We start from the raw sequence: 21,669 nt of genomic DNA, 5'->3' as shown, positions 1-21,669 counted from the left end.
GCAGGAGCCTAGGGCGTCAGGGCACGCGGCTCGACCCTGGGCTCCTGCTTTCGCAGGAGCACCTCTATATAGCAGTCCCATGCCCAACACACTCCTCTCCCTCGTCACCGCCGAACTTGCCGCCCCGGCCGATCCGCGCGCTGCCGCCATGGCAGGCGCGCTCGCGGCGAAATATCCCGCCGCCGCCCGCGCTGTGCTCTTCTACGGCTCCTGCCTTCGCGAAAAGAATCTCGACGGGCTGATGCTCGATTTCTATCTGATCGTGTCGGACTACAGCGCCGCCTATGGCAAAGGCTGGCTGGCGCGCGCCAACCGTCTGATCCCGCCCAATGTCTTTCCCTTCGAACATAATGGCCTGATCGCCAAATATGCGGTCCTGTCCGAAGCCGACTTTGCCCGGCTCAACAGCCCGGCGGCCGACAATGTTTCGGTCTGGGCGCGCTTCGCCCAGCCTTCGCGCCTTCTCTGGGCGGCCGACGATCTTGCTCGTCAGCGCGCTATTGCCGCCGTAGCGCAGGCCGCGCCGACCTTGCTTGATCTTACCTTGCCGATGTTGCCATCTGGCTCGGATCACGGTCTTTTGGATATTTGGAAGGCGGGTTTCACCCTGACCTACAATGCTGAACTGCGAGCCGAAAAGAAGGGGCGCTCACTTTCCATCGTGGATGTCGATCCCGATCGCTATGCGCAGTTCGGCAGGGCGGCGCTTGCAGCGATTTCGGCGCGTCGAGGTGTAGGGACAGGGGGTGAGGTGGCAAATTCCATGTCGCCTGCCGACGCCCCCGCGCTCTGGCGCCGTCTGCAATCGCGCGGCAAGCGGCTGTCGGTGATCCGCCTCGCCAAGGCCAGCTTCACCTATGCCGGCGGCATCGACTATCTGGCGTGGAAGATCAACCGCCATGCCGGCACGCAGATCGCGATCAAGCCCTGGCAGCGGCGCTGGCCGCTGCTCGGTGCGGTCACTCTGCTGCCGCGGCTGTTCCGGGGTGGCGCGATCCGGTAGCATTCTGATCGCCCAGCGCCGTTTCCAGCGCCCGCCCCAGCACCGCCAGCGTATAGGGTTTGCGCAGCACGACATGGCCTTCGAAGTCGGCGCTGTCCTTATTGTCGCCAGCATAGCCGGTGACGAACAACACCGGCAGATGGCGATATTGCGCAGGCAATGCCTTCACCATTTCCGGGCCGGTCATGTCGGGCATCAGCACGTCGCTCAGGATCAGGCCGATGTCGTCATTATGCGCCAGCAGCTTGGCTGCTTTGACCGGATGGTCGCAGGCGATCGGCAAATGGCCCAGTTCGCTCAGCGCCGCCATCGTCTGGTTCAGAACGCGCGGATCATCCTCCACCACCAGGATGCGCGTGGGCGGCTGCTCCACGGGGCTATGGGCAAAGGCGATGGCGTCTGGCGGACCTTCCATCGCCGCGGTCGATCGCGGCAGGTACAGATAGACGCTGCTGCCCTTGCCCGGCTCGGACTCGATGCGGATTTCGCCCGCGCTCTGCCGCACGAAGCCGAAAATCTGGCTCAGGCCCAGTCCCGTGCCCTTGCCGACCGGCTTGGTGGTGAAAAAGGGCTCGAACACCCGCGCCAGCACCTGCGGCGGCATGCCGCACCCGTCGTCGGTGACGCTCAGCACGACATAGTCGCCTGCTTCACATTCGCCGATCTCGCCGGCCTTCACCTGCGCCTGTCCGGTGGCCAGCATCAACCGGCCGCGCCCGTCCATCGCATCGCGCGCGTTGACGCACAGGTTCAGGATCGCATTCTCCATCTGATGCTGATCGACGAAAATGCGCCATCCCTGCGCCTGCCGGGTGAATTGCACGGTGATCTGGTCGCCGATCGTCCGGTCGATCAGGTCCGCCATGCCCGACAGCAGCGCATCGGCGTCAACCGCGCTTGGCAGCAGCGGCTCGGACCGGGCAAAGGCCAGCAGCCGGCGGGTCAGGGCGGATGCGCGATTGGCGCCGTCCATCGCATTGTCCAGGTGCCGCCCGGCCTCTTCGGGCTTCAGCCGCATCTTGCGCTTGGCCAATTCCAGCCCGCCGACGACGACCGCCAGCATATTGTTGAAATCATGCGCAATGCCGCCGGTCAACTGACCTACCGCATCCATTTTCTGCATCTGGCGCAGATTATCTTCGGCGGCCGCCCGTTCGGCGGATTCGTTTTTCAGCTGTTCATAGGCGTCGGACAGCTCGGCCGTGCGGGCTTGCACCGCTTGCTCCAGCCGGTCGGCGCGCTCCGCCTCCAGTTCCGCCATGCGCCGCGCCTTGCGCCGGTCGGCATAGGCGGCATTGGCGAACCAGGCGGCGAACAGGATGCTGACCAGCATCGCCAGCCCCACCAGCTGCGACGTCTTGCCGACCCATTCGGTGCGGTCGCCGGCCAGCGTCACCGCCAGGCTGCGTTCCCGCAAACGGTCATTTTCCGCCTTTATGACCAGATCGAGCAAAGCCGTGATCCGGCGCAGATCCTGGCTCTTGCCGGCCTGATGGAAACGGGCGAGCGCCGCCATCTTCTGGTCATAGGTGGTGCGCAGGCCGATCTCGCTGAGCGTCTTGCCGCGCTGCTCGAACGCATATTGCAGCGCATCAACATTGCCGCGTTGCCAGCCCGATGCGCGAGTGGCGTAGTGCAGCGCCTTCAACTGACTGCCCGCCCCGCGCCATTGGTCTTGAAACAGGCGGCCCGTGTCCGGGTCCAGGCTGATGACATAGCGCGCCAGCGTGACTTCGGCCCGCGCCGTCCGCGCTTCGAACCCGCGCGCCAGGGCAATGATCTCAAAACTGCGCTGTTGCTCGGCCAGAGCCTGTTGGTGGTCGCGGGACGCATTGCTGGCTGTATAAAGCAGGGCGCCAAGTGAGCCGATCAGCAATATTGCCAGCAGCAGAGGCAGGGTGCGCCATATCATCGCACCCGTGCCCTTGCTTCGATCGTCTTGAAACTCACTCACGGCCATTGACGCTGGCATAGCCCAACAAAATTGCCTGCGAAACACAGAACAGAGAAAGTTCCGTTAAAAAAATCGCTTCATCGCGGCAATGGATCGTTTTGTCGTTTTAATCTATCGCGCCAGTCGCTTTGCCGGCCGCTTCGAACATGCCGATGATCTGCGTCACCTGATCGTCGCTATGCTCGGCGCACAGCGAACAGCGCAGCAGGAAGGTGCCGGCCGGCGTGGCTGGCGGGCGGGCCATATTGACGTACAGGCCCAGTTCCAGCAGCGTCTGCCACATGGCGACGGCCTGCATCTGATCGGTCAGGATGACGGCGATGATCGCCGACTGCGGCGTTGCGCTGCCCAGCTTGAAACCGAGATCGGACAGACCCTTGTGCAGCCGCTGGCTGTTCTTCCAGAGATGCGCGCGCTTCTCGCCGGCATGCATCAGCTTGCGGATGCTGGTCGCGGCGGTAGCAACCACGCTGGGCGGCAGCGACGCGGTGAAGACATAGGGGCGGCATACGAGGCGCAATATTTCGAACTTGGGATGGTTCGATACGCAAAAGCCGCCGACCGTACCGACCGACTTGGAGAAGGTGCCGACCACGAAGTCGATCTCGCCTTCCACGCCCTGTTCTTCATAGGCGCCCCGGCCATTGGGGCCGAAGAAGCCCATGCCATGCGCTTCATCGCACAGGATCATGCAATTGGGGTGCTTGCGGATGGCGGCGACCATTTCGGGCAGCGGCGCAACGTCGCCCAGCATCGAATAGACGCCTTCCAGCACGACCAGTTTCAGCGCATCGGCGGGCAGGCGGCCCAGACGTTTGTCCAAATCCTCGACGCTGTTGTGGCGGAACCGGACGATCTCCGCATTGCCCATGGCGCAGCCGTCATAGATGGATGCATGGCTGTCCGCGTCCAGCACGACATAGTCGCCCTTGCCCGCCAGCGTGGAGATGATGCCGAGATTCGCCTGATAGCCGGTCGAAAAGACCATGGCGCCCGACGTGCCGTAAAATTCCTTGAGCGCGTCCTCGACTTCCTTGTGGCCCTGATAGGTGCCGTTGAGGACGCGGCTGCCGGTGGTGCCCGCGCCGAATTCGTCCAGCGCCTTCTTGCCGGCCGCGACGACATCCGGGTCGAACGTCATGCCCATATAATTATAGGTGCCCAGCAGGATGGTTTCCTTGCCCTTGATGATCGCGCGCGTGGGCGACAGCACCTGATCCATCACGATCGCATAGGGATCGCGCACGCCCGTCGCCAACAGCGCCTCGCGCTCGTTGATCAGCGGATCGAATTTGGAAAAGAGGTCGCGCGTTTCGGTCGCGGTGGCGGCGTCGGTCATAGAAAAATTCCGTTCAAGTCAAAACCGCCGTTCGGTTCGAGCTTGTCGAGAACCATCAGCACATGGTTCTCGACAAGCTCGAACCGAACGGAAGGAGGAAGAGCGGATCAGCCCTTCAGCTTCGCCACCGCGTCGACCAGCTGGCCCACGGTTTCGATCTCGGCCTGCATGTTCATGGTGATGATGATGTCGAACTCATCCTCGATCGCCGCGACGAAATCCATCACCGTCAGGCTGTCCCACTCCAGGTCGCCGGCAAAGGTGGTGGCTTCGGTGAGGTCGACGCCCTTCTTGTTGAAGGGCTCGATCTGCGCCGCAACGCTGTCGAAAATTTCGGTGCGATCCGTCATTATCGTGAAAATCTTTCCGTCAATAGCGCGGCCTTTGCCGCTCCCCTTCGCCCTTTGGCAGGCGAATAAGGCGTCAATCGGGCAGCATCGCGCCCGAATATGAAAGGATATGGGGTCCGCTTAGCGGAAATTGTCGGCGTAAGCCTGCAATTTCAGGGTCTTGGGCGGGGTTGTGATGACGGTGTAGGCCACGCCCTTCTTTTCCGCATAGGCAACAGCGGCCTCCTGCGACGGGAAGCTCAGCTTCAGCTGCTGCTGTGTGTCGCCCGAACCGGCCCAGCCAGTCAGCGGATCGGCCTTTTTCGCTTCGGCAGGCGCATATTCCAGCACCCATTTGTGGGTCAGCGCCTTGCCGGACTGGAGGGCGTTCTTCTGGATCTGGTAAATGCGCGCGCTCATCGCGGTGAACTCCGTAAAATCGTCCTTTTGCGTTGCACCAATGGCCGCCGCCAAGTCAAGAGTTGCGGGCGCCATGTCCTCGGGCATCGGCATTTTTGGTGCGCAATGTGGCGCTGGCGCTGGCCGGATCGTCGGGCCAGGGATGGCGGGGATAGCGGCCGCGCATTTCCTTTGCCACATCGCGCCAGTTGCCGGCCCAGAAGCCCGGCAGATCGCGCGTCGTCTGGATCGGCCGCCCGGCCGGCGAGGTCAGCGACAGCACCAGCGGAATGCGCTGATTGCCCACGGTTGGATGCTGCGACAGGCCGAACAGCGCCTGCACCCGCAATTCCACGCGCGGCCCGCCCTCAGCCGCATAGTCGATCGCATGATGGCTGCCGGCGGGCGACCGGAAATCGGGCGGGGCCAGCCGGTCGAGCTGGCTCTTGCCGTCCCATCCGATGATCCCTTCCAGCACCCCCGACAGTTGCGATCGGTCGATATCGGACAGCTTGCGCTTGCCTGTCAGCAGCACGGGGAGCCATTCGTCCAGCGTCCCGATCAGCGCCGCGTCGGACAGCGCCTCCAGCCCGGCAAATTCGCCCCGCATCCGCAGCGATTGCGCCGCGTCCGACCATGGCAGCAGCGACAGGCCGCCCTGTCGCACGCCTTCGGTCAGCGCGGCGGCAACGGCATCGGGATCGGGCCGGTCGTCGGACCCGGAGGATAGCCGCACCGCGCCCAGCCGTCGTTCGCGCAACGCCTCGATCCCGCCATTGGCCGGCCGGAACTTCACCGTGCGATGTTCCGCGATCCGCGCCCCGAACAGGGCGATCACATCGCTCTCGTCAATCGGCGCAGCGGACAAGATGCGCGCGCCCGCCGCGCTGCCCTGCACCTCGCCCACCGCCAGCCATTGCTCGCGCGCCAGCGGCGACAACGGATCAAGCCGAAAACCGCGCCCGCCCACACTCGCCCAGTCCGCGCCATCGGCGGAACGGCGTTTCGCCACCCGATCAGGAAAGGCGAGGGCAAGGCAGATGCCGACACTATTTTCTCCCCTCCCTTCCAGGGAGGGGCCGGGGGTGGGTGGCGAGCGTAGCGAGCCTCCTGCGGAGGCACCCACCCCCAACCCCTCCCTGGGAGGGAGGGGCTTAATTAAAGTCGCCCACCGTTTCGCCAATCCCCTTGCCGCATCCGCCCGCTTGCCGCTTTCCCGCCGCCAGCGCTGCCGCCGCAATGTCAGGTCGGTATCCTGCCCGCCAATCCCGCGCTCGCCCAGCAGCACCGCGACCTCGGCCGCCACTTCGGCCAGTCCCATCTCCCCCGCGCGCACCAGCATATGGGCGATCCGCGGGGACAGCGGCAGCTTCGCCAGCGTTTTCCCATGCGGCGTAATCCGTCCATCCGCGTCCAGCGCCTCCAGCACGGTCAGCCGCCCCCGCGCTTCCTCGACCGCCGCCGCCGGCGGCGCATCCAGCCAGCGCAGCGCGCCCGGATCGCTTACCCCCCACAGGGCGCAATCGAGCAGCAGGCTGCTGAGGTCGCTTTCCAATATCTCCGGCGGGTCGAACGGCGGCATCCCCGCGCTCGCGGCGGCTTCCCACAATCGATAGGCGACGCCCGGCCGCTGCCGCGCCGCACGCCCTGCGCGTTGGGTCGCCGACGCCTGACTGGCCCGCTCCGTCACCAGCCGCGTCACGCCGGCTGCCCGGTCATATCGCGGCCGCCGCGCCAGGCCGCTATCCACCACGATCCGCACGCCATCAATGGTCAGGCTGGTTTCCGCGATCGATGTGGCGAGGATGACCTTGCGCCGCCCCTCGCGCGAAGGCCGGATCGCCGCCCGCTGCGCGCCGGGGTCTAGCGACCCGTGCAACATATGCACTTCGATCGGCCCACCCTCAATCCGCTCCGCCGTCCGCTCAATCTCCCGCACGCCCGGCAGGAAGGCGAGCAGGTCGCCCTCCGCTTCCTCGCTCAGCGCCCGGCGGATCGCCGCCGCCATCTCATCCTCGATCTTTTTTTCTGATGCACGACCGATATGGCGCAATTCCAGCGGCTGGATGCGCCCCGCGCTCTCGATCACCGGCGCGCCATTAAGCAGCGTGGCAAAGCGCGCCCCGTCCAAAGTCGCGGACATCGGCACGATCCGAAGATCCGGCCGCAACGCCTCCTGCGCATCCAGCGCCAATGCCAGCCCGAAATCGCTGTCCAGACTGCGTTCATGCACTTCGTCGAATAGCACGGCCGACACGCCCGCCAGTTCCGGGTCATCCTGTATCCGCCGCACGAAAATGCCTTCGGTCAGCACCAGCAGCCGCGTCCGCGCCGAAATCTTGCTGTCCATGCGCGTCGCATAGCCGACCGTGCCGCCCGGCTGCTCGCCCATCATCTCGGCGATCCGCTCCGCCGCCGCCCGCGCCGCCAGCCTGCGCGGCGACAGCAGCAGCACCTGACCCCCGCACCATGGCTCATCCAGCAGGGCAGGGGCCACCGCCGTCGTCTTGCCCGCGCCCGGCGGCGCCACCAGCACGGCATTGCTCCCCGCCCGCAACGCGGCAAGCAGGTCGGGCAGCACGGCATATATCGGCAGGTCGGTCATCGCGCTTCCTCTCGCGCCAATCGGATCGAAGCGCAAGGCGGTGGAGGCCGGGGAATGCGCTTGCCGGCGTCGCTTGTGCCTGTCCTATCCACCCGGCCTTTGCTCTGTCTTCGGCGATGCCGCACCTTTCCCTCGCTTCACAGCGTTCCGCTCCTTGGCGCGCACCTGCCGCGCCGCTGTCTTCAACCTGTCGCCTATCTGTCGCGCACCTGTCGCGTTACCGGCGCGTCGCTGTCGCCTTTCTGTCGCAAAAACCCGAAAATGGCCGACGACACTGTGAACTTCGTAGGAAATGGTGGCAGTCGCATCATGCGCGACCCGCAACCCGCTTATCCGAACAGATAGATGTGGATCGGGTTCTTCGGGTCCAGCAGCATCTTGGTCGTCAGCGCCAGCGACATGATGATCAGCAGCGGCTTGATCAGGCGCGATCCAAAGCGCATCGCCAGATGCGATCCGACCTGTCCGCCGGTGATGCTGCCCACCGCCATCGCCAGCCCTGCGATCCAGATCACATGCCCGCCTGCGATCATCGTCAGCAGGCCCGCGACATTGCTGGCGAAATTGGCCGCCTTGGTCTGGGCCGTGGCGCGCAGGATGGAAAGGCCGCCCAGCGCCAGAAAGATGGTGGTGTAGAAAGCGCCCGCGCCCGGCCCGAAAAAGCCGTCATAAAATCCCACCACGCCGATCAGGCCGGACATGCCCGCCATGCCGATGCGCGCGTGGCGATCCGCGTCGCTCAGCTTGGGGGAGAAGGTGAAATAGGCCGCCATCGCGACCAGCAGCGCGGGCATCAGCCCCGCCAGGATCGACGGATCGACCCGCTGCAACAGCCATGCCCCGCCGACCGATCCGATGAAGGCGGCGGCGATTGGCGCCTTGAACGTCTTCAAATCCATATGCCCGCGCCGCGCATAGGCGATGCATGCGCCGAACGTGCCCATGCAGCTTTGCAGCTTGTTGGTCGCCACCGCCGGCACCGGCGGCACCCCCGCCGCCAGCAGCGCGGGCAGGGCGATCAGGCCCCCGCCGCCCGCCATCGCATCGACGCACCCGGCCATGAAGGCCGCGGCCATAAGGAAAGCGATGATTTCGGGGGACAGGATCATTGTGTGACGGGCCTAGATAAATTCCCGTTCGCCCTGAGCTTGTCGAAGGGCCGTTTTTATTTTGGAGAAGTGCAGGGCTTCGACAGGCTCAGCCCGAACGGAGACAAGAAACGAACGATGCCGCCCGTCTCCTCAATAGGCGCGCGCTATAGCGAACTCGACCGCTTCGGTAAGGGCCGCTTTGGCCGCGCCGGCATCGAACATCGCCAGCGCATCGATCGCCTGTTGGCCATAATGACGCGCCCGCGCCATGGTGTCGGCGATCGCGCCGGTCTGGCGCAGCAGGCCGGTGGCATGGGCCAGATCATCGTCGCTGATCTTGTGGCCTGCAATCGCGGCTTTCCAGAACGCCTTGTCCTCGTCGGACCCGCGCGCATAGGCCAGGATCACCGGCAACGTCACCTTGCCGTCGCGGAAGTCGTCGCCCGCATCCTTGCCCATCGTCGCGCCGTCCGATTCATAATCGATCGCGTCGTCGATCAGCTGGAATGCGATGCCCAGGTTGCGGCCATAAATGTCCAGCGCCTGCTCGTCTTCCTCGCTGCGGTCGGCGACCACGGCGGAAATGCGGCAGGCGGCGGCGAACAAAGCGGCGGTCTTGGCGCCGATAATGTCCAGATATTGCTCTTCGCTGGTGTCGATCTTGCGCTGGGCGGTCAGCTGATTGACCTCGCCCTCCGCAATCACCGCCGATGCGTTGGACAGGATGTGCAGCACCTTGAGCGACTCCGCCTCGACCATCAGCTCGAAGGAGCGCGAGAAGAGGAAGTCGCCCACCAGCACGCTGGCGCTGTTGCCCCAGATGATGTTGGCGGTCTTGCGGCCCCGGCGCAGGCCAGATCCGTCGACGACATCGTCGTGCAGCAGGGTGGCGGTGTGGATGAACTCCACCGCGGCGGCCAGCTTGTAATGGCGGTCGCCCGCATAGCCGACCAGATCGGCACAGGCCAAGGTTAGCATCGGGCGCAGCCGCTTGCCGCCGCCCGCGATCAGATGGCCGGCCAGTTCGGGGATCAGTGGAATGCGCGACTGCATCCGGTCGATGATGACGGCATTGACCTGACCCATGCCATCGGCGACCAGGTTCAGGATGGGCGTCAGCGATGGCTCCGCCTTGGCGCTACCGATGGGATCGACATTATCGGGGGCAACTGCTGTCATGGCGCGTCATGTGGCGCTGCAAAATGTGAAAGGCAAGCGGGAATAGCTTGCGCGCCGGCCCGGATGCGGCAAAAAGCGCGCCATCTGGAACCGGAGACCATCCAAGTGGACGAGACATTGAACCGCTATCGCGAAAGCATCGACAATATCGACGCGGCGCTGGTGTTCATGCTGGCCGAACGGTTCAAGATCACCCAGGCCGTGGGCGAGCATAAGGCGACTCACGATCTGCCCCGGCCGACTCCGGCCGCGAGGAACGCCAGATCGCCCGCCTGCGCCAACTCGCGCTCGACGCGAAGCTGGATCCCGACTTCACCGAAAAATTCCTGCGCTTCATCATCGACGAAGTGATCCGCCACCACGAACGCCTGCGCGAGGGTTAAGGACGCGATCTCGACCGTCTGTTAGGCGCAGCCGAGATTTCGTTCAGGTGGAGCCGAAAAGTGTGATTTTCGAGTACCGGAGCGCAGCGTACTTAAAGTACGTGAGCACCGGAACGCAGAAAAGCGCGCTTTGCAGGCCCGCCTGAGCGGAATGTCGGCTGCGCCTACCCCGCCGGATACCCCTCATGGCCCATATTGGGCCAATGGAACCCCGTATAGGTCAGCATGGTCGAAAAACTCTCCGACCGCACCTGATGCCACCAGCCGATCGGGATGAACAGCAGGTCGCCCGGCGTCAGCACTACGTCATAGCGCAGCACGTCGCGCGCCTGCGGATAGAGTTTCAGCCGCGCCTCATCGGTTACGTCGCGCACGTCGCTGAACACATGGCTCTTATGCGCCAGCCGCTTCGTCTGTGACGGCGGGATCAGGATCACCCGCTTGGTTCCCGTCACCTGCGCCAGCAAATTGTTGGTCAGGTCAAAATGCAACGGCGTAAAGGCGCCCGCCCCGCCGATCCACAACATCCCCGGCGCGCGCGTCAGATAGGCGTCGATAGGCCCCAGATCAGCCTGCAACGGCGCCAGCGCCGGCGCATTGGTCGCGCTGTTCGACGCGGTCAGATAGGCGTCATTGCCACCCGCCCGCACCGCCGCGATAAACTGGCGGAAGGGCGCCCGCTTGCGATGCTTCTCCTTCTTCAGCTCATAATCCTGCGCCCCGGCGCGGCCGCCCTGATATTCGATCACCGCTTCGCCGATCGTCTCGGCCAGATAGTCAGGCGTCCAGCGCGTCAGCGCCGGCCAGTCCGTCATCATCCCCTTGATCAGCACGGGCCGCCCGGCGGCATAGAAGCTGTGCAGGAAATCCTCGCCCGAAAGCTGCTCCGCCGTCAGCAGGCCCGACGCATAGGGCGACAAGGCCCGCTGACACTCCTGCACATCGAGCAACCAGTCCCGCCGCTTCAGCGCCAGAGTGTCTTCCGTATTTTGCGGCTTCGGCGCTGGCACGGCCACGCGCGGCGGCGCGGTAAAGTCGATCTGCCGCAAGGCCATCTGCATCGCCATGTCGGCGGCCTGGGCGGAGAGGGAAGGCGGGCGCTTGCTCATGTCGCCAGTTACGCTGCGATCATGACAGCGATGTTGCAGAAGATGACAATGGGATGACGTGAAGCCGCTGACCAATCCGTTCTGGTAGGGAAATGAAGCGCGCTCTTCCCGCGCTAATAATATGTCCGGCCGGGGCGGGAAGGGGACGGTCTGCTCTTCTTAGCCCCTCCCCTTTAGGGAAGGGGACGGGGGTGGGGATCGCCCCACGCGCAGCGCCAGAGGATAGCCCCCACCCCAACCCCTCCCCTGAAGGGGAGGGGCTAAAGCTGTCCGCCTTTAGTCGTCAGCGCCTATCGAACGCGACCGTTTCGCTTGCCGCAAAAGCCGGGCTAACCACGGCTTCATACCAATCCGCACGGAAACCGGGCAGCGCCGAGAGATGCTCGATCAGCTCCGCCCAGCCTTTCGCTTCCTCATGGAATGTCCAAACGCTGCCGGCTATTTCGACATCGCAGTAGATCAGGTCAGTCGTGACCTCATCCCGCTTATAAAAGACGACAGCAGCAATATCGGCCAGCGGCAATTCTGCAATGATAGCGGGCGTGATGCGCATCACAACATGCTGCCTTGGGGAATGAATGTTCGCAACCGGGAAACCCAAAGGCATCTTAAAACGGCAACAACCGGCCCATTCGCGCCCATCCAAGCCCCGCCCTAAGCCGGCTCCACAACCTCCACCTTCTTCCCCTGCGAGCGCCCCAGCAGCACGCCGCCCAGCGCCAGCGCAAAGCCGACCAGTTGCACCGGCCCCAGCCGCTCGCCGAACAATATCCACGCCTCGATCGCGGCGAGCGGCGGCACCAGCAGCAACAGCATCGACATGCGCGTCGCGCCCTGATGCCGCACCAGCCAGACCAGCAGGCTCAGCCCCGCCGCCGACAGGCCCAGCACCGACCAGCCGAGCCCGATCCACAGGATCGGCGCCCCGTCCCAGCGATACTCCCCGACCAGCAGCGTCGCGGCGATCGCCACCAGCGCGCCACCGGCATTCTGCACCGCGCCCGACACCGCGATGCCGTCCCCCGCGATTGTGCCACGCTGGATCAGCGTGCCGCCCGCCATGCCCAGCACCGCGAGCATGCCCGCGACCGCCGGCAACATCCCGATCCCGCCCGCGCCGCTGCGCTCCAGCGCCGGGGCCAGTACACAGCCCACGCCGAATATCGCGATAGCGAGGCCCCCCCAGGCTCGCCCCGGCAGCCGGTCGCCCAGCAACGCCACGCTCGCCACCGCCACCATCAGCGGTTGCAGGGATCCCAGCAGCGACATGATCCCGGCCGGCATCCCGTTATTCACCGCCCACCAGCTTAGCGTCAGATAAAAGCCATGCAGCATCGCCCCGGCCATCAGGTGCAGCCCCAGCCTTTTGCCCCTTGGCCAGCCCTGCTGCGCATAGAGCGCAGCCCCGGCCAGCAGCAACGTCGTCGCCGTCAACCGCAGCGCCAGGATCAGCTCCGGCGCGCCATGCGGCACCATCGCCCGCGCGACGATGAAGCCGGTGGACCAGATCAGGATGAAGAGGATGGGGGCAATAATGGCAAACATGCCGCCGCCTTTGGCCCAATGGCGCGGTCCTGTCGAGGCGGCGGAAGGGAGAAGGGCGGCCGCCCGTTACGGCCGGCCCATCCCGTTTGCGCGATCCGTCCGATCATCGCCCTGCGCAACAGGTTCGGCATGACGGTAAGCGAGCATTTATTGCCGTTCCTTCTCCCCTGGTGGGAGAAGGATATGAAGCCTTAGCCCGAAGGGCTTAGGCGCAGTTGGATGAGGGGGCATGGCGCTGCATTGGAGCATTTTCGTGATGTCGCCCCCGCCGCCCGCAATTCTCGCATGCTGACGTCCCGACAGCCCTGCGGGGATGCCGCTTGACGCGAACCCGTCAGATCAAGGAGCGACGTGCCAAAGCCGCGCTCTCGGCAGATCGTTTGAAAAGTGTCCGCGCCCTTCTATCGCAAGGATGCGGCGCTCAGCGCGGGCGGATTGAGCGCCATCATCGCCGCTTCCGTCATCTGCCGGTGCGTGTCGCTGCCGCGCGCCACGTCGGGCCAGGGCTGGCCGGTCCTGGCGCCATGACTCTCATGCCAGATCTTGCCGGCGATCAGGTCAATTTCTTCGGCGGTGGGCTGATGTTGTTCAGCCAGACACCGCACTAAAAGCTCATGAAAAAGCTTCCCGGAATTCGCGCGAATTCGGTTCATAGGCATCCTCTCCTGGCGCCGATGTTTCTCGACTGCCGCAAGGGAATTTGCCCGATTCGCGGGCAATCGTCAACATATCGGCGAATGAAGAAAATCCGGTCGAAATCAATCATGTGATGAAGATATTATTCTGCATTAACCGTTCTTCTTGCAGAAACATTTGTCTGCGTAAAAGGAAGGGCCGAAATTGGGCGGAAAAGCTTTGGCGAAGCTGGATCGCTTCTGCGCGCGGTCCGCTGACAGGCTGTCCTACTTACTATCCCTATGCGATGATCCGAATATTTCTTTGTCGACGTCCGCTATTCTCACCCGACTTTTCGATAGGATCAGGCCCGTGCAACAAAATGTCTTATTTGGCGGGAAATGTGCGAAGTTAAGCGCCGCAAATCCTATTCGCGCCCGGCCCTTATCGCCGCCCCGCCGGCAAAGGGCGTGATCGCCACCAGCAGCAGCGACGCCGCGCCCAGAAATTTGAGCGCTGCCCCGCTGCCATCGCCCAGCGTCCCCGCGCCGAAGATCAGCAGCGGCACCGCCAGCGGCAGCGCCAGCAATCCCGCCAGCGCCCCGCTCGATCGCAAACCTGCCGTCAGCGTCGCCACCAGCAGCCCCAGCGCCGCCAGCGCCGGCGTGCCTAAAGCCAACCCGATTTCCAGCCTCACGATCGTCGCGCCATCCAGTTTCAGCAGCGCCGCGGCGGGCAGGGTGGCGATCATCAGCGGCGGGCCAAAGCCCAGCCAGTGGGCGATCAGCCGGGCGATGACGACCATCTCCTCGCTTACGCCGCGCAGCGCGATCTGGTCCAGCACCCCGGCATCCCGGTCCGGCGCGACCAGCCGGTCGACGGGCAGCAGGCTGGCCAGCAGCGCCGCGATCCACAGCATCCCCCCGCCGGTCCGTCCCAGCAAGGCCGCATCCGGCCCGACCGCAAAGGGATAGAGGCTGGCGACCAGCAGCAGGAAGGCGACCGGCAGCCACAGACCGGCCGACGCCCAGGCCTGGCGCAAGTCGCGCGCCGCCAGCAGCCATAATGGCCTCATGCGATTTCCGCCTGATAATCAGAAAGGGCCAGCGTCACCGGCGCGGCGATCGGCAGCGGCTGGTGCGACGCCGCGACCATGATTCCGCCCTGCGCCAGATGATCCGCCACCGCCCGGCCCAGAAGGTCCAGCGACGCCACGTCCAGCCCGTTGCCCGGCTCGTCCAGCAGCCATATGCCTGCGCCGCTGGCGATCACCCGCGCCAGCATCGCCCGCTTGCGCTGCCCGGTCGACAGCATCCGCACCGGCACGTCGGCCAATGGGGTCAGCGCCATAGCCGCCAGCGCATACGCCACCGCCGCACCGTCAGTCCTGTCCAGCCTCGCCCAGAAATCGAGCGCCCTCGCCAGCGGCAGGTCCATGTCCAGCGCCAGCCGCTCGTCGGTCATGGCGGTGCCGCCGCTCTTCTCGATCGTCCCGGCAAAGGCCGGCAACAGCCCGGCGATGACGCGCAACAGGCTGGATTTGCCCACGCCATTGGGTCCGGTCAGCAACGCGCCGTCGCCCGGCGTCAATGTCAGAGCGACGCCGCGAAACAGCATCCGCCCGCCGCGCAGGCAGGCGACGTCTTTCAGGCGCAGTGCGGCGCCGGTCATAATGTGACCATGTCCTCCAGGACGTGCATGTCGATGTCGGACAGGCCGAAATGATGGCCGATCTCATGCACCACGACATGGGTGATGAGGGCATCAAGCGGCACGCCCGTTTCCACCCATTCGTCCAGCAAGGGCCGGCGAAACAGATGCACCGTGGGCGGCATGTCCCCGGTCTGCGCCTCCTGCCCGACGGACCGGCCGCTATACAGGCCCGTCAGTTCGAATGGGTCGGTCAGGTCCATATCCTTGAGGATGTCGGCGGAGGCAAATTCCTCCACGAACAGCACCACATCATGCAGATGCTCGGTGAAGGGCGCGGGCAGGCGATTGAGCGCGGCAAGGGCCAGCGTCTCGATTTCCTGCGGCGTGGGAGCAAAGCGGAGCGGTTGACCGTTGGACGACATAATTCCCATATAGCGAAACAGGATCACCGGGAAAGCGACATGATTGCCAGATTGACGGAAGAAGAACGCGCACTTGCGCTGGCGGACCTGCCGCACTGGACCCCGGTGGACGAACCGGAGGGCATATGCCGCCGCTTCACCTTCACCGATTTCAACGCCGCCTTCGGTTTTATGACGCGGGTGGCGATCATGGCGGAAAAGGCGGATCATCATCCCGAATGGTTCAATGTCTATAATCGGGTGGACATCACGCTGACCACCCATGACGCTGGTGGCCTGTCCCGGCGCGATGTTGACCTAGCCAAGGCGATCGACGCGGTGGCGGGCTGACCTTCAATAGGTCGCCACGCTTTCGATCCGGTCGTCATAGGCGCGCAGCGCAGCGATGACCGATGGGTCATTGGCGTAGCGCCGCCGCAGCGTCGCCAGCCGGGCGTCGGTCCCGGTGCATAATTCCGCCACGCTTTCGGCGATGTATGCGCGCCGTTCGGCGTCATAAGGCTCCTCGCCCCGGAAATGGTCGCACCCGTCGCGATCGACCATGAAGGCGGTGACTTCCTGCGGAAACGGCTCCGCGCTCAATCCGTCGTCCGATGGCGGCAGGTCCAGCACATTGCGCGGTGCGGGCTGGGCGCGCACTGTCACGGTCGGGGCTGGCCGTGCCGGTTCGGCGAGGGGGGCAGGCGGGGGCGAAAGATCCGTTGGCGCGGTTGCCATTGCCGGCAGGGCAGGGGCGGCGCCATTGTCGGCCTGGGCGCTGTCATCGGACGACGAACGACAGCCGGCCGTCAAGGCCAGCATCAGCATCACCGGAACCAGCACCACACGCCCGCTCACCCGATTTCCTCCCGCAAACTGGCGATGAGATCGGCCACATGGGGCAGCCGCGACTCTTCCTCATCAAGGATCGCCAGGAACGCCGCCCGCCTATAGTCGGCCAGACTGTCGGGCGAAAGGCGGCTTGCCACGGGCACACCCATATTCACGACGTCCAGAAGCCGCTCGACGCCATGCAGTCGTCCCCACAGATAGTCATTCTCGCGATAGACCCTGCTAAAGAAGGCGCCGAAATTGTTGAATTCTATGCCTTTGAGCGTGGCCGCCGCGCCGCCGCTACGGATGGCGACGCAATCTTCGGGCGAAATCCGGTCGACCTTCACCGGATCATATTCATCCAGACTGTCACTTTGAAGCAACGGTAATGTGGCTATATCGGTGAAGGGAAAGCCCAGATAGGCCAGCAACATCGTCCGCCGCCCGGCTTTGGGCAGGCCGGCAAAAGCGTCCGCCAGCAGCAGGTCGGCCGCCTCGTCCCGCGCCTTCAACCCTCGCGCCTGTGCGACGGCATCCAGCGCTGCGCTGGCATCGGTAGGCACGGCCTTGGCCGCAACCATCACCTGCGGCCCATGAAAATCCGCGTCCTCGCACTCGGCGTAGAGTGCTAGCGCCCCATAGATCGCGTCATGCATCGCCTGCACCGCCGGATCGTCGGCTTCGCTCTCCATCTCCAGCGTATCGGCCAGCCGTCGCGCCAGATAACGCAGCCGGCGCACGCGAAACGCCAGATCATGCGCGCGGAAGAAGGCGACCGGGGCAGAGGCCGATCCGCCTTCCGCGCCCAATTGGTCCGCGCCTTTGCTGCGAATGTCAGCCCAGATCGCTTGCCGATAGGCTTCGCGCATCATTGCGCTTTCCTCGCCGGACAGGCGGAACAACAGGGTGGAGAGCGATTCGACAATGCCCGACAGCTTCATATGGCCATAAGCGGGATAGGCGAAGCCCGCTGCGCTGGCGGCCCGTTGCTGCGCTTTGGCGCGCCAGGCCGACAGGCGCGCCGGGGTCGGCTTGTCCAGAAACAGCATGCGCCCGACCGCGCTTTCCACCTCTGCCTCGATTCCCGGCCGCAACGCATCCCAAATCCGCCGCATGCGTCGGATGCGCGCAGAATGGCGGTCGATCGCCTCCAGATTGTCACGGATCGGCTGCTCGCGTGGAATGTCACTCAGCGCGCCGAAAATGGTGCGGAAAAAGCCGGGCAAGGGGGCGTCCTCCCCGGTCGGCGCGTCCACCTGCTCCCCTTCGCGATTGAGTCGGATGGAGCGATGCCCCGGCTTGGGATCGATATAGACGAAGCGCCGGTCGACCTCGCGCCGCGACGGCCGGTTGCGCAGTGCACCGATCGCCTGCGCAAAGGGGGCGTTGGCCAGCACCGATCCGTCGATCAGCACTGCATCCTCCGCCGTCCCTCGCGCGGCATGGCGAGGCAAGGCGCGCGCCAGAAAAGCGTCGCGCGTCGGCCAGCCGCGATGGCGGCGTTTGAGCACCCGGTCCAGTTCGCGTACGGTGAAGGGCGGAAAGGCGCCGGGAAAACTCGCCGTCGCCCGCGCCGCAAACACCAGTTCGACCGCATCGGCAAAATCCCGCATCCCGCGCCCCCGCGCTCGAAACCCGATCGACAGCCGATGCTCCGTCTCGATCACCTGCGCTGGGCTGTTGAGATTGAGGCTCTGGGGATGGCCTTCAAAATCGGTGACAGTGACGAACAGGTCGAGCGGATGACCTTCAGGCAAGAGCGGCGGGCCTTTTTCCGCCGCCGCCATCGCATCGAACGCGTCCAGCAACATGGTCGAAAATATCTCTCCGCCAAAGGGCGGCTCGAACCAGCGGGACCGGATGAAGCGCGACAACTTCATCCGCACCTCTTCCCGTGTGTCCGGCGCGACGGTGCGCTCCACCGCGTCGCCGGGCCGCCGCGCCGCCATCCAGACTAGCGGCGTCGCCCAGAATTTGGTCATGGCCCGCGCCGGCCGCGCATCGGGATCGAGCAGCCGGTCGACATCGGCATTGTCCAGCCACATGTCGGTCAGCGGCTCCAGCGACTGGCCGGTTTCGATCGCCTGCGCCAGGAAGATGCCGTTAATGCCGCCCGCGCTCGCTCCGGCGATGATGTCCGGCATCACGCGCAAACGGATGCCGCTCTGCGCCTCGATCGCCTCCAGCAACCGACGATAGACCGCCTCGCTGCTTCCACTGGGCGGGGCATGATCGTGAAAGGCCCGGCTGGCGCGCGCCAGCCGCCAGATTTCCTTGGTGATGCCGTGCATGTAGACGGCCAGGCTGATCCCGCCATAGCAGACCAATGCCAGCCGCAGTTCCCGCTCCTTCATGGGGCAAGCCTCGCAGAGGGCGGGACAATTGTCGAGATCAGCAATCTCATCTCCGTTCGTTTCGAGCCTTTCGACTGCCTGTCAAGGCAGGCGCTCAGGACAAGCCAGGGTCGAGAAACGGAGAGGGCGGCGCAGTCGTTTCTCGACACGCTCGAAACAAACGGAGGCTATATTCAACCAACCGCAAAATCCGCCCAGATCGGCAGATGATCGGATGCCTTTCGGGCCGCCGCGCTTTCATGCACGCCGCAATCCTTCAGCGTCAGTTTGCCGCAATGCATAATCCGGTCGAGCCGCGCCACTGGCCGCCGCGCATGAAAGCTGCGCCCGCACGGCGCAAAGCTGTAATGGCGCGCAAAATCGGCCAGGCAGCCGCGCCCGGCGCTCCATTCGTTGAGGTCGCCCATCAGCACCGTCGCCATCTCCGCGCCCTGCGCCGCCGCGTGGATCACTGCCGCCGCCTGTCGCCGTCGCCACAAGCCTGAAAGGTCCAGATGCATGCCGAACACGCGCAGCGTCACGCCGTTCACCGCCACTTCCGCCATCGTCGCGCCGCGCGGTTCAAGATAGGGCAAATGCAGCACATCATGGCGAGCGACCTCAGCCTCCTTGCGCACCAGCAGGGCGTTGCCGTGCCAGCCCATGCTGTCCACCTGCACGTTGAGGGGAACGGGTCTATATCCGCTCTGATTGTCCATCAACAGCGGCGGGATGGCGGCCGAGCGCACGCCAAAGCGCCTGTCGGCCTCCTGAAGTGCAATAATGTCCGCATCCACTTCGTTCAGCACCTCCAGCACCCGTTCGGGCATTCGTCGCCGATCGGTGCCGATGGCCTTGCGGATATTGTAGCTGGCGACGCGGATCGTTTTCATCCCGTATCAATGCGCCAGCGCCACGGATGTTTCCAGTGCGACCATCCATGTTCTTGCAATGTTCGCGTCCGCCCGGCATATCTGCGCCATGGCCAAGGCAAAACGCAAATTCGTCTGTCAGCAATGCGGCACCGTCACCAGTCGGTGGCAGGGCCAGTGCGAGGATTGCGGCGAATGGAACAGCATCGTCGAGGAGGCGGCGGAAACCGTCTTTTCCCAGCGCCATGATTTGCAGAATGGCGGCCGCGCCATCACTTTGGTCGGCCTGGACAGCGCGGTGGAACTGCCGCCGCGCACCAGCACCGGCATTGCCGAGTTCGACCGCGCATTGGGGGGCGGCATCGTTCATGGCTCCGCTACGCTGATCGGCGGCGATCCGGGCATCGGCAAATCGACCTTGCTGTTGCAGGCGGCGGCGCGCATCGCCTCGCGCGGGCTGTCGGTCGCCTATATCAGCGGTGAGGAAGCCGCCGATCAGGTCCGCCTGCGCGCCCAACGCCTTGGCCTTGGCTCTGCGCCGGTGCAGTTGGCCAGCGCCACGTCGGTCCGTGACATCCTGACCACTTTGGGGGAGGGGCCACCGCCCGCGCTGCTGGTCATCGATTCGATCCAGACCATGCACAGCGATCTGATCGAAGGCGCGCCCGGCACCGTCAGTCAGGTGCGCGCGGCGTCCCAGGAACTCATAAAATTCGCCAAACAGCGTGGCACGGCGTTGATCCTTGTCGGCCATGTGACCAAGGATGGCAGCATCGCCGGTCCCCGCGTGCTGGAACATATGGTCGACACGGTGTTAGCCTTTGAAGGCGAACGCAGCCACCAATATCGCATCCTGCGTGCGGTGAAGAACCGCTTCGGCGGCACGGACGAGATCGGCGTCTTCGCGATGGTGGCGGAGGGACTGGAGGAAGTCGCCAACCCGTCCGCCCTGTTTCTCACCAATCGCGACGAAACGGTGACGGGCGCGACCGTCTTTCCCGCGCTGGAAGGCACGCGCCCGGTGCTGGTCGAGATACAGGCGCTGGTCGTGCGTCTGTCCAGCGGCGCCACCCCCCGGCGCGCGGTGGTCGGCTGGGACAGTGGGCGGCTTGCCATGATCCTCGCCGTGCTGGAGGCGCGCTGCGGCCTCAGCTTTTCGACCTGCGAAGTCTATCTCAACGTCGCAGGCGGCTATCGCCTGACGGACCCCGCAGCGGACCTTGCCGTGGCCGCCGCGCTCATTTCCGCCATGTCGGAACGGCCCGTGCCGGTCGATGTCGTGCTGTTCGGCGAAATTGCCCTGTCGAGCGAAATCCGGCCGGTCTCGCATTCACCCCTGCGCCTGCGGGAAGCCGCCAAGCTGGGTTTTAATCGCGCCTTCATCCCGGCTTCGGCTGCCGATGGGGTGAAGGGAATCGCGGTCAGCGGTTTCCGCACCCTCGCACAGCTTGTTGACCAGATGCTGGGACGCGGATAGCCACGGCGGCAATGAACGCCATCGACATTCTCGTCCTGCTCGCCATCGGCGGTTGCGCCGTGCTGGGCCTCCTGCGCGGCTTCGTGCTGGAAACGCTTTCGCTCATCGCCTGGGTGCTGGCGATCTTCGCCATTCGCCTTTTCCATGCCTCGGCAGCGGAATTGCTGAGCGCCTTTGTCGGCAATAGCAGCGGCGCGGCAATGCTGGCGCTGGTCCTTGTCTTCGGCGTCACCTTCGGCGTCGGCAAACTGATCGCCCATGCCATCGGCCGCCGCACCAGGCAGTCGATTCTCGGCCCCGTGGACCGGGTGCTGGGTGCGGGCTTCGGCGCGGTGAAAGGCCTGATCGGCGCTACGATCGTCTTCCTCGCTTTCAGCCTCGTCTATGACACTTTTTATGGCAGCAGCGCGCGCCGTCCTGACTGGCTGTCAGATGCGCGCACCTATCCGCTGCTCAACGCCAGCGGCCAGGCGATCAGCGAATTTCTGGCGGAACAGCGCGCGAAGAAACCGGCGGCGGAAGATCAGTAAATCAGACAGGGAGGGAAG

Annotated in this window: 21 protein-coding genes and 1 pseudogene; 5 read left to right on the top strand and 17 right to left on the bottom strand. The window is 64.8% G+C overall.

Annotation, left to right across the window (positions count from 1 at the left end):
- The first annotated feature begins 79 nt into the window (after positions 1–79).
- Positions 80–1,003, top strand: a complete 924-nt coding sequence (locus ACFOKF_RS14115; protein ID WP_380796387.1) for a hypothetical protein — start codon at positions 80–82, stop codon at positions 1,001–1,003.
- Here the strand turns inward: ACFOKF_RS14115 and ACFOKF_RS14110 are convergent.
- From ACFOKF_RS14110 to ACFOKF_RS14080, 7 genes are all read right to left on the bottom strand, one after another.
- On the bottom strand, positions 960–2,915 hold the full coding sequence (locus ACFOKF_RS14110) for an ATP-binding protein (protein ID WP_380797811.1): 1,956 nt from the start codon (positions 2,913–2,915) through the stop codon (positions 960–962). The two genes, ACFOKF_RS14115 and ACFOKF_RS14110, sit on opposite strands and share 44 nt — an antisense overlap.
- Positions 2,916–3,063: 148 nt before the next feature.
- Positions 3,064–4,296, bottom strand: coding sequence for a serine palmitoyltransferase (gene spt, locus ACFOKF_RS14105; RefSeq protein ID WP_380796386.1), 1,233 nt, complete (start codon positions 4,294–4,296; stop codon positions 3,064–3,066).
- A 107-nt stretch (positions 4,297–4,403) separates the two neighbouring features.
- Positions 4,404–4,646 (bottom strand): acyl carrier protein, encoded by a 243-nt coding sequence (locus ACFOKF_RS14100; protein WP_298397959.1) that lies wholly within the window; start codon positions 4,644–4,646, stop codon positions 4,404–4,406.
- 120 nt (positions 4,647–4,766) lie between these two features.
- Positions 4,767–5,045, bottom strand: a complete 279-nt coding sequence (locus tag ACFOKF_RS14095; RefSeq protein ID WP_380796385.1) for an ETC complex I subunit — start codon at positions 5,043–5,045, stop codon at positions 4,767–4,769.
- A 55-nt stretch (positions 5,046–5,100) separates the two neighbouring features.
- Positions 5,101–7,629 (bottom strand): ATP-dependent helicase HrpB, encoded by a 2,529-nt coding sequence (gene hrpB / locus ACFOKF_RS14090; RefSeq protein WP_380796383.1) that lies wholly within the window; start codon positions 7,627–7,629, stop codon positions 5,101–5,103.
- Positions 7,630–7,958: 329 nt separating this feature from the next.
- Positions 7,959–8,738: a TSUP family transporter gene (locus ACFOKF_RS14085; RefSeq protein WP_380796382.1), complete on the bottom strand. Its 780-nt coding sequence runs from the start codon at positions 8,736–8,738 to the stop codon at positions 7,959–7,961.
- Positions 8,739–8,870: 132 nt separating this feature from the next.
- A complete protein-coding gene (locus tag ACFOKF_RS14080; RefSeq protein WP_380796380.1) occupies positions 8,871–9,899 on the bottom strand; it encodes a polyprenyl synthetase family protein in 1,029 nt (342 codons plus the stop codon).
- Positions 9,900–9,962: 63 nt separating this feature from the next.
- Between ACFOKF_RS14080 and ACFOKF_RS14075 the strand changes: the two are divergent.
- Positions 9,963–10,282: pseudogene (locus ACFOKF_RS14075) on the top strand (chorismate mutase).
- 164 nt (positions 10,283–10,446) lie between these two features.
- On the opposite strand, the gene ACFOKF_RS14070 reads toward ACFOKF_RS14075, so the two are convergent.
- The 7 genes from ACFOKF_RS14070 to ACFOKF_RS14040 form a co-directional block, all read right to left on the bottom strand.
- Positions 10,447–11,391 carry a cupin-like domain-containing protein gene (locus ACFOKF_RS14070; protein ID WP_380796378.1) on the bottom strand — a complete coding sequence of 315 codons (945 nt, stop codon included), beginning with the start codon at positions 11,389–11,391 and terminating at the stop codon, positions 10,447–10,449.
- Positions 11,392–11,674: 283 nt separating this feature from the next.
- A complete protein-coding gene (locus tag ACFOKF_RS14065; RefSeq protein ID WP_380796376.1) occupies positions 11,675–11,944 on the bottom strand; it encodes a hypothetical protein in 270 nt (89 codons plus the stop codon).
- Positions 11,945–12,045: 101 nt separating this feature from the next.
- Positions 12,046–12,936, bottom strand: coding sequence for a DMT family transporter (locus ACFOKF_RS14060; RefSeq protein ID WP_380796374.1), 891 nt, complete (start codon positions 12,934–12,936; stop codon positions 12,046–12,048).
- 401 nt (positions 12,937–13,337) lie between these two features.
- Positions 13,338–13,589, bottom strand: coding sequence for a hypothetical protein (locus ACFOKF_RS14055; RefSeq protein ID WP_380796373.1), 252 nt, complete (start codon positions 13,587–13,589; stop codon positions 13,338–13,340).
- 389 nt (positions 13,590–13,978) lie between these two features.
- Complete coding sequence (locus tag ACFOKF_RS14050) at positions 13,979–14,626, bottom strand: heme exporter protein CcmB (protein ID WP_380796372.1); 648 nt, start codon at positions 14,624–14,626, stop codon at positions 13,979–13,981.
- A complete protein-coding gene (ccmA, locus tag ACFOKF_RS14045; RefSeq protein ID WP_380796371.1) occupies positions 14,623–15,222 on the bottom strand; it encodes a heme ABC exporter ATP-binding protein CcmA in 600 nt (199 codons plus the stop codon). Before ccmA ends, ACFOKF_RS14050 begins: the two co-directional genes overlap by 4 nt.
- A complete protein-coding gene (locus ACFOKF_RS14040) occupies positions 15,219–15,626 on the bottom strand; it encodes a metallopeptidase family protein (protein WP_380796369.1) in 408 nt (135 codons plus the stop codon). Before ACFOKF_RS14040 ends, ccmA begins: the two co-directional genes overlap by 4 nt.
- A 39-nt stretch (positions 15,627–15,665) precedes the next feature.
- On the opposite strand from ACFOKF_RS14040, the gene ACFOKF_RS14035 reads away from it, so the two are divergent.
- A complete protein-coding gene (locus ACFOKF_RS14035) occupies positions 15,666–15,956 on the top strand; it encodes a 4a-hydroxytetrahydrobiopterin dehydratase (RefSeq protein ID WP_380796367.1) in 291 nt (96 codons plus the stop codon).
- Positions 15,957–15,959: 3 nt separating this feature from the next.
- On the opposite strand, the gene ACFOKF_RS14030 is transcribed toward ACFOKF_RS14035, so the two are convergent.
- The 3 genes from ACFOKF_RS14030 to ACFOKF_RS14020 all read right to left on the bottom strand — a co-directional run bounded on the left by ACFOKF_RS14030 (position 15,960) and on the right by ACFOKF_RS14020 (position 19,665).
- The gene (locus ACFOKF_RS14030; RefSeq protein ID WP_380796366.1) at positions 15,960–16,463 is read right to left on the bottom strand and encodes a hypothetical protein; all 504 of its coding nucleotides are present in this window, start codon (positions 16,461–16,463) and stop codon (positions 15,960–15,962) included.
- The gene (locus tag ACFOKF_RS14025; RefSeq protein WP_380796365.1) at positions 16,460–18,793 is read right to left on the bottom strand and encodes a patatin-like protein; all 2,334 of its coding nucleotides are present in this window, start codon (positions 18,791–18,793) and stop codon (positions 16,460–16,462) included. Before ACFOKF_RS14025 ends, ACFOKF_RS14030 begins: the two co-directional genes overlap by 4 nt.
- 173 nt (positions 18,794–18,966) lie before the next feature.
- On the bottom strand, positions 18,967–19,665 hold the full coding sequence (locus ACFOKF_RS14020) for an endonuclease/exonuclease/phosphatase family protein (protein WP_380796364.1): 699 nt from the start codon (positions 19,663–19,665) through the stop codon (positions 18,967–18,969).
- 88 nt (positions 19,666–19,753) lie between these two features.
- Here ACFOKF_RS14020 and radA point away from each other — a divergent pair, with 88 nt between their 5' ends.
- On the top strand, positions 19,754–21,121 hold the full coding sequence (radA, locus tag ACFOKF_RS14015) for a DNA repair protein RadA (RefSeq protein WP_380796362.1): 1,368 nt from the start codon (positions 19,754–19,756) through the stop codon (positions 21,119–21,121).
- 11 nt (positions 21,122–21,132) lie between these two features.
- Positions 21,133–21,651, top strand: coding sequence for a CvpA family protein (locus ACFOKF_RS14010; protein ID WP_380796360.1), 519 nt, complete (start codon positions 21,133–21,135; stop codon positions 21,649–21,651).
- Positions 21,652–21,669: the final 18 nt, after the last annotated feature.

This window comes from Sphingobium rhizovicinum (assembly GCF_042647625.1).
Lineage (GTDB): Bacteria > Pseudomonadota > Alphaproteobacteria > Sphingomonadales > Sphingomonadaceae > Sphingobium > Sphingobium rhizovicinum.
The sequence above is the reverse complement of the archived record's forward strand: the minus strand, read 5'-3'. Positions and strand labels throughout refer to the sequence as shown.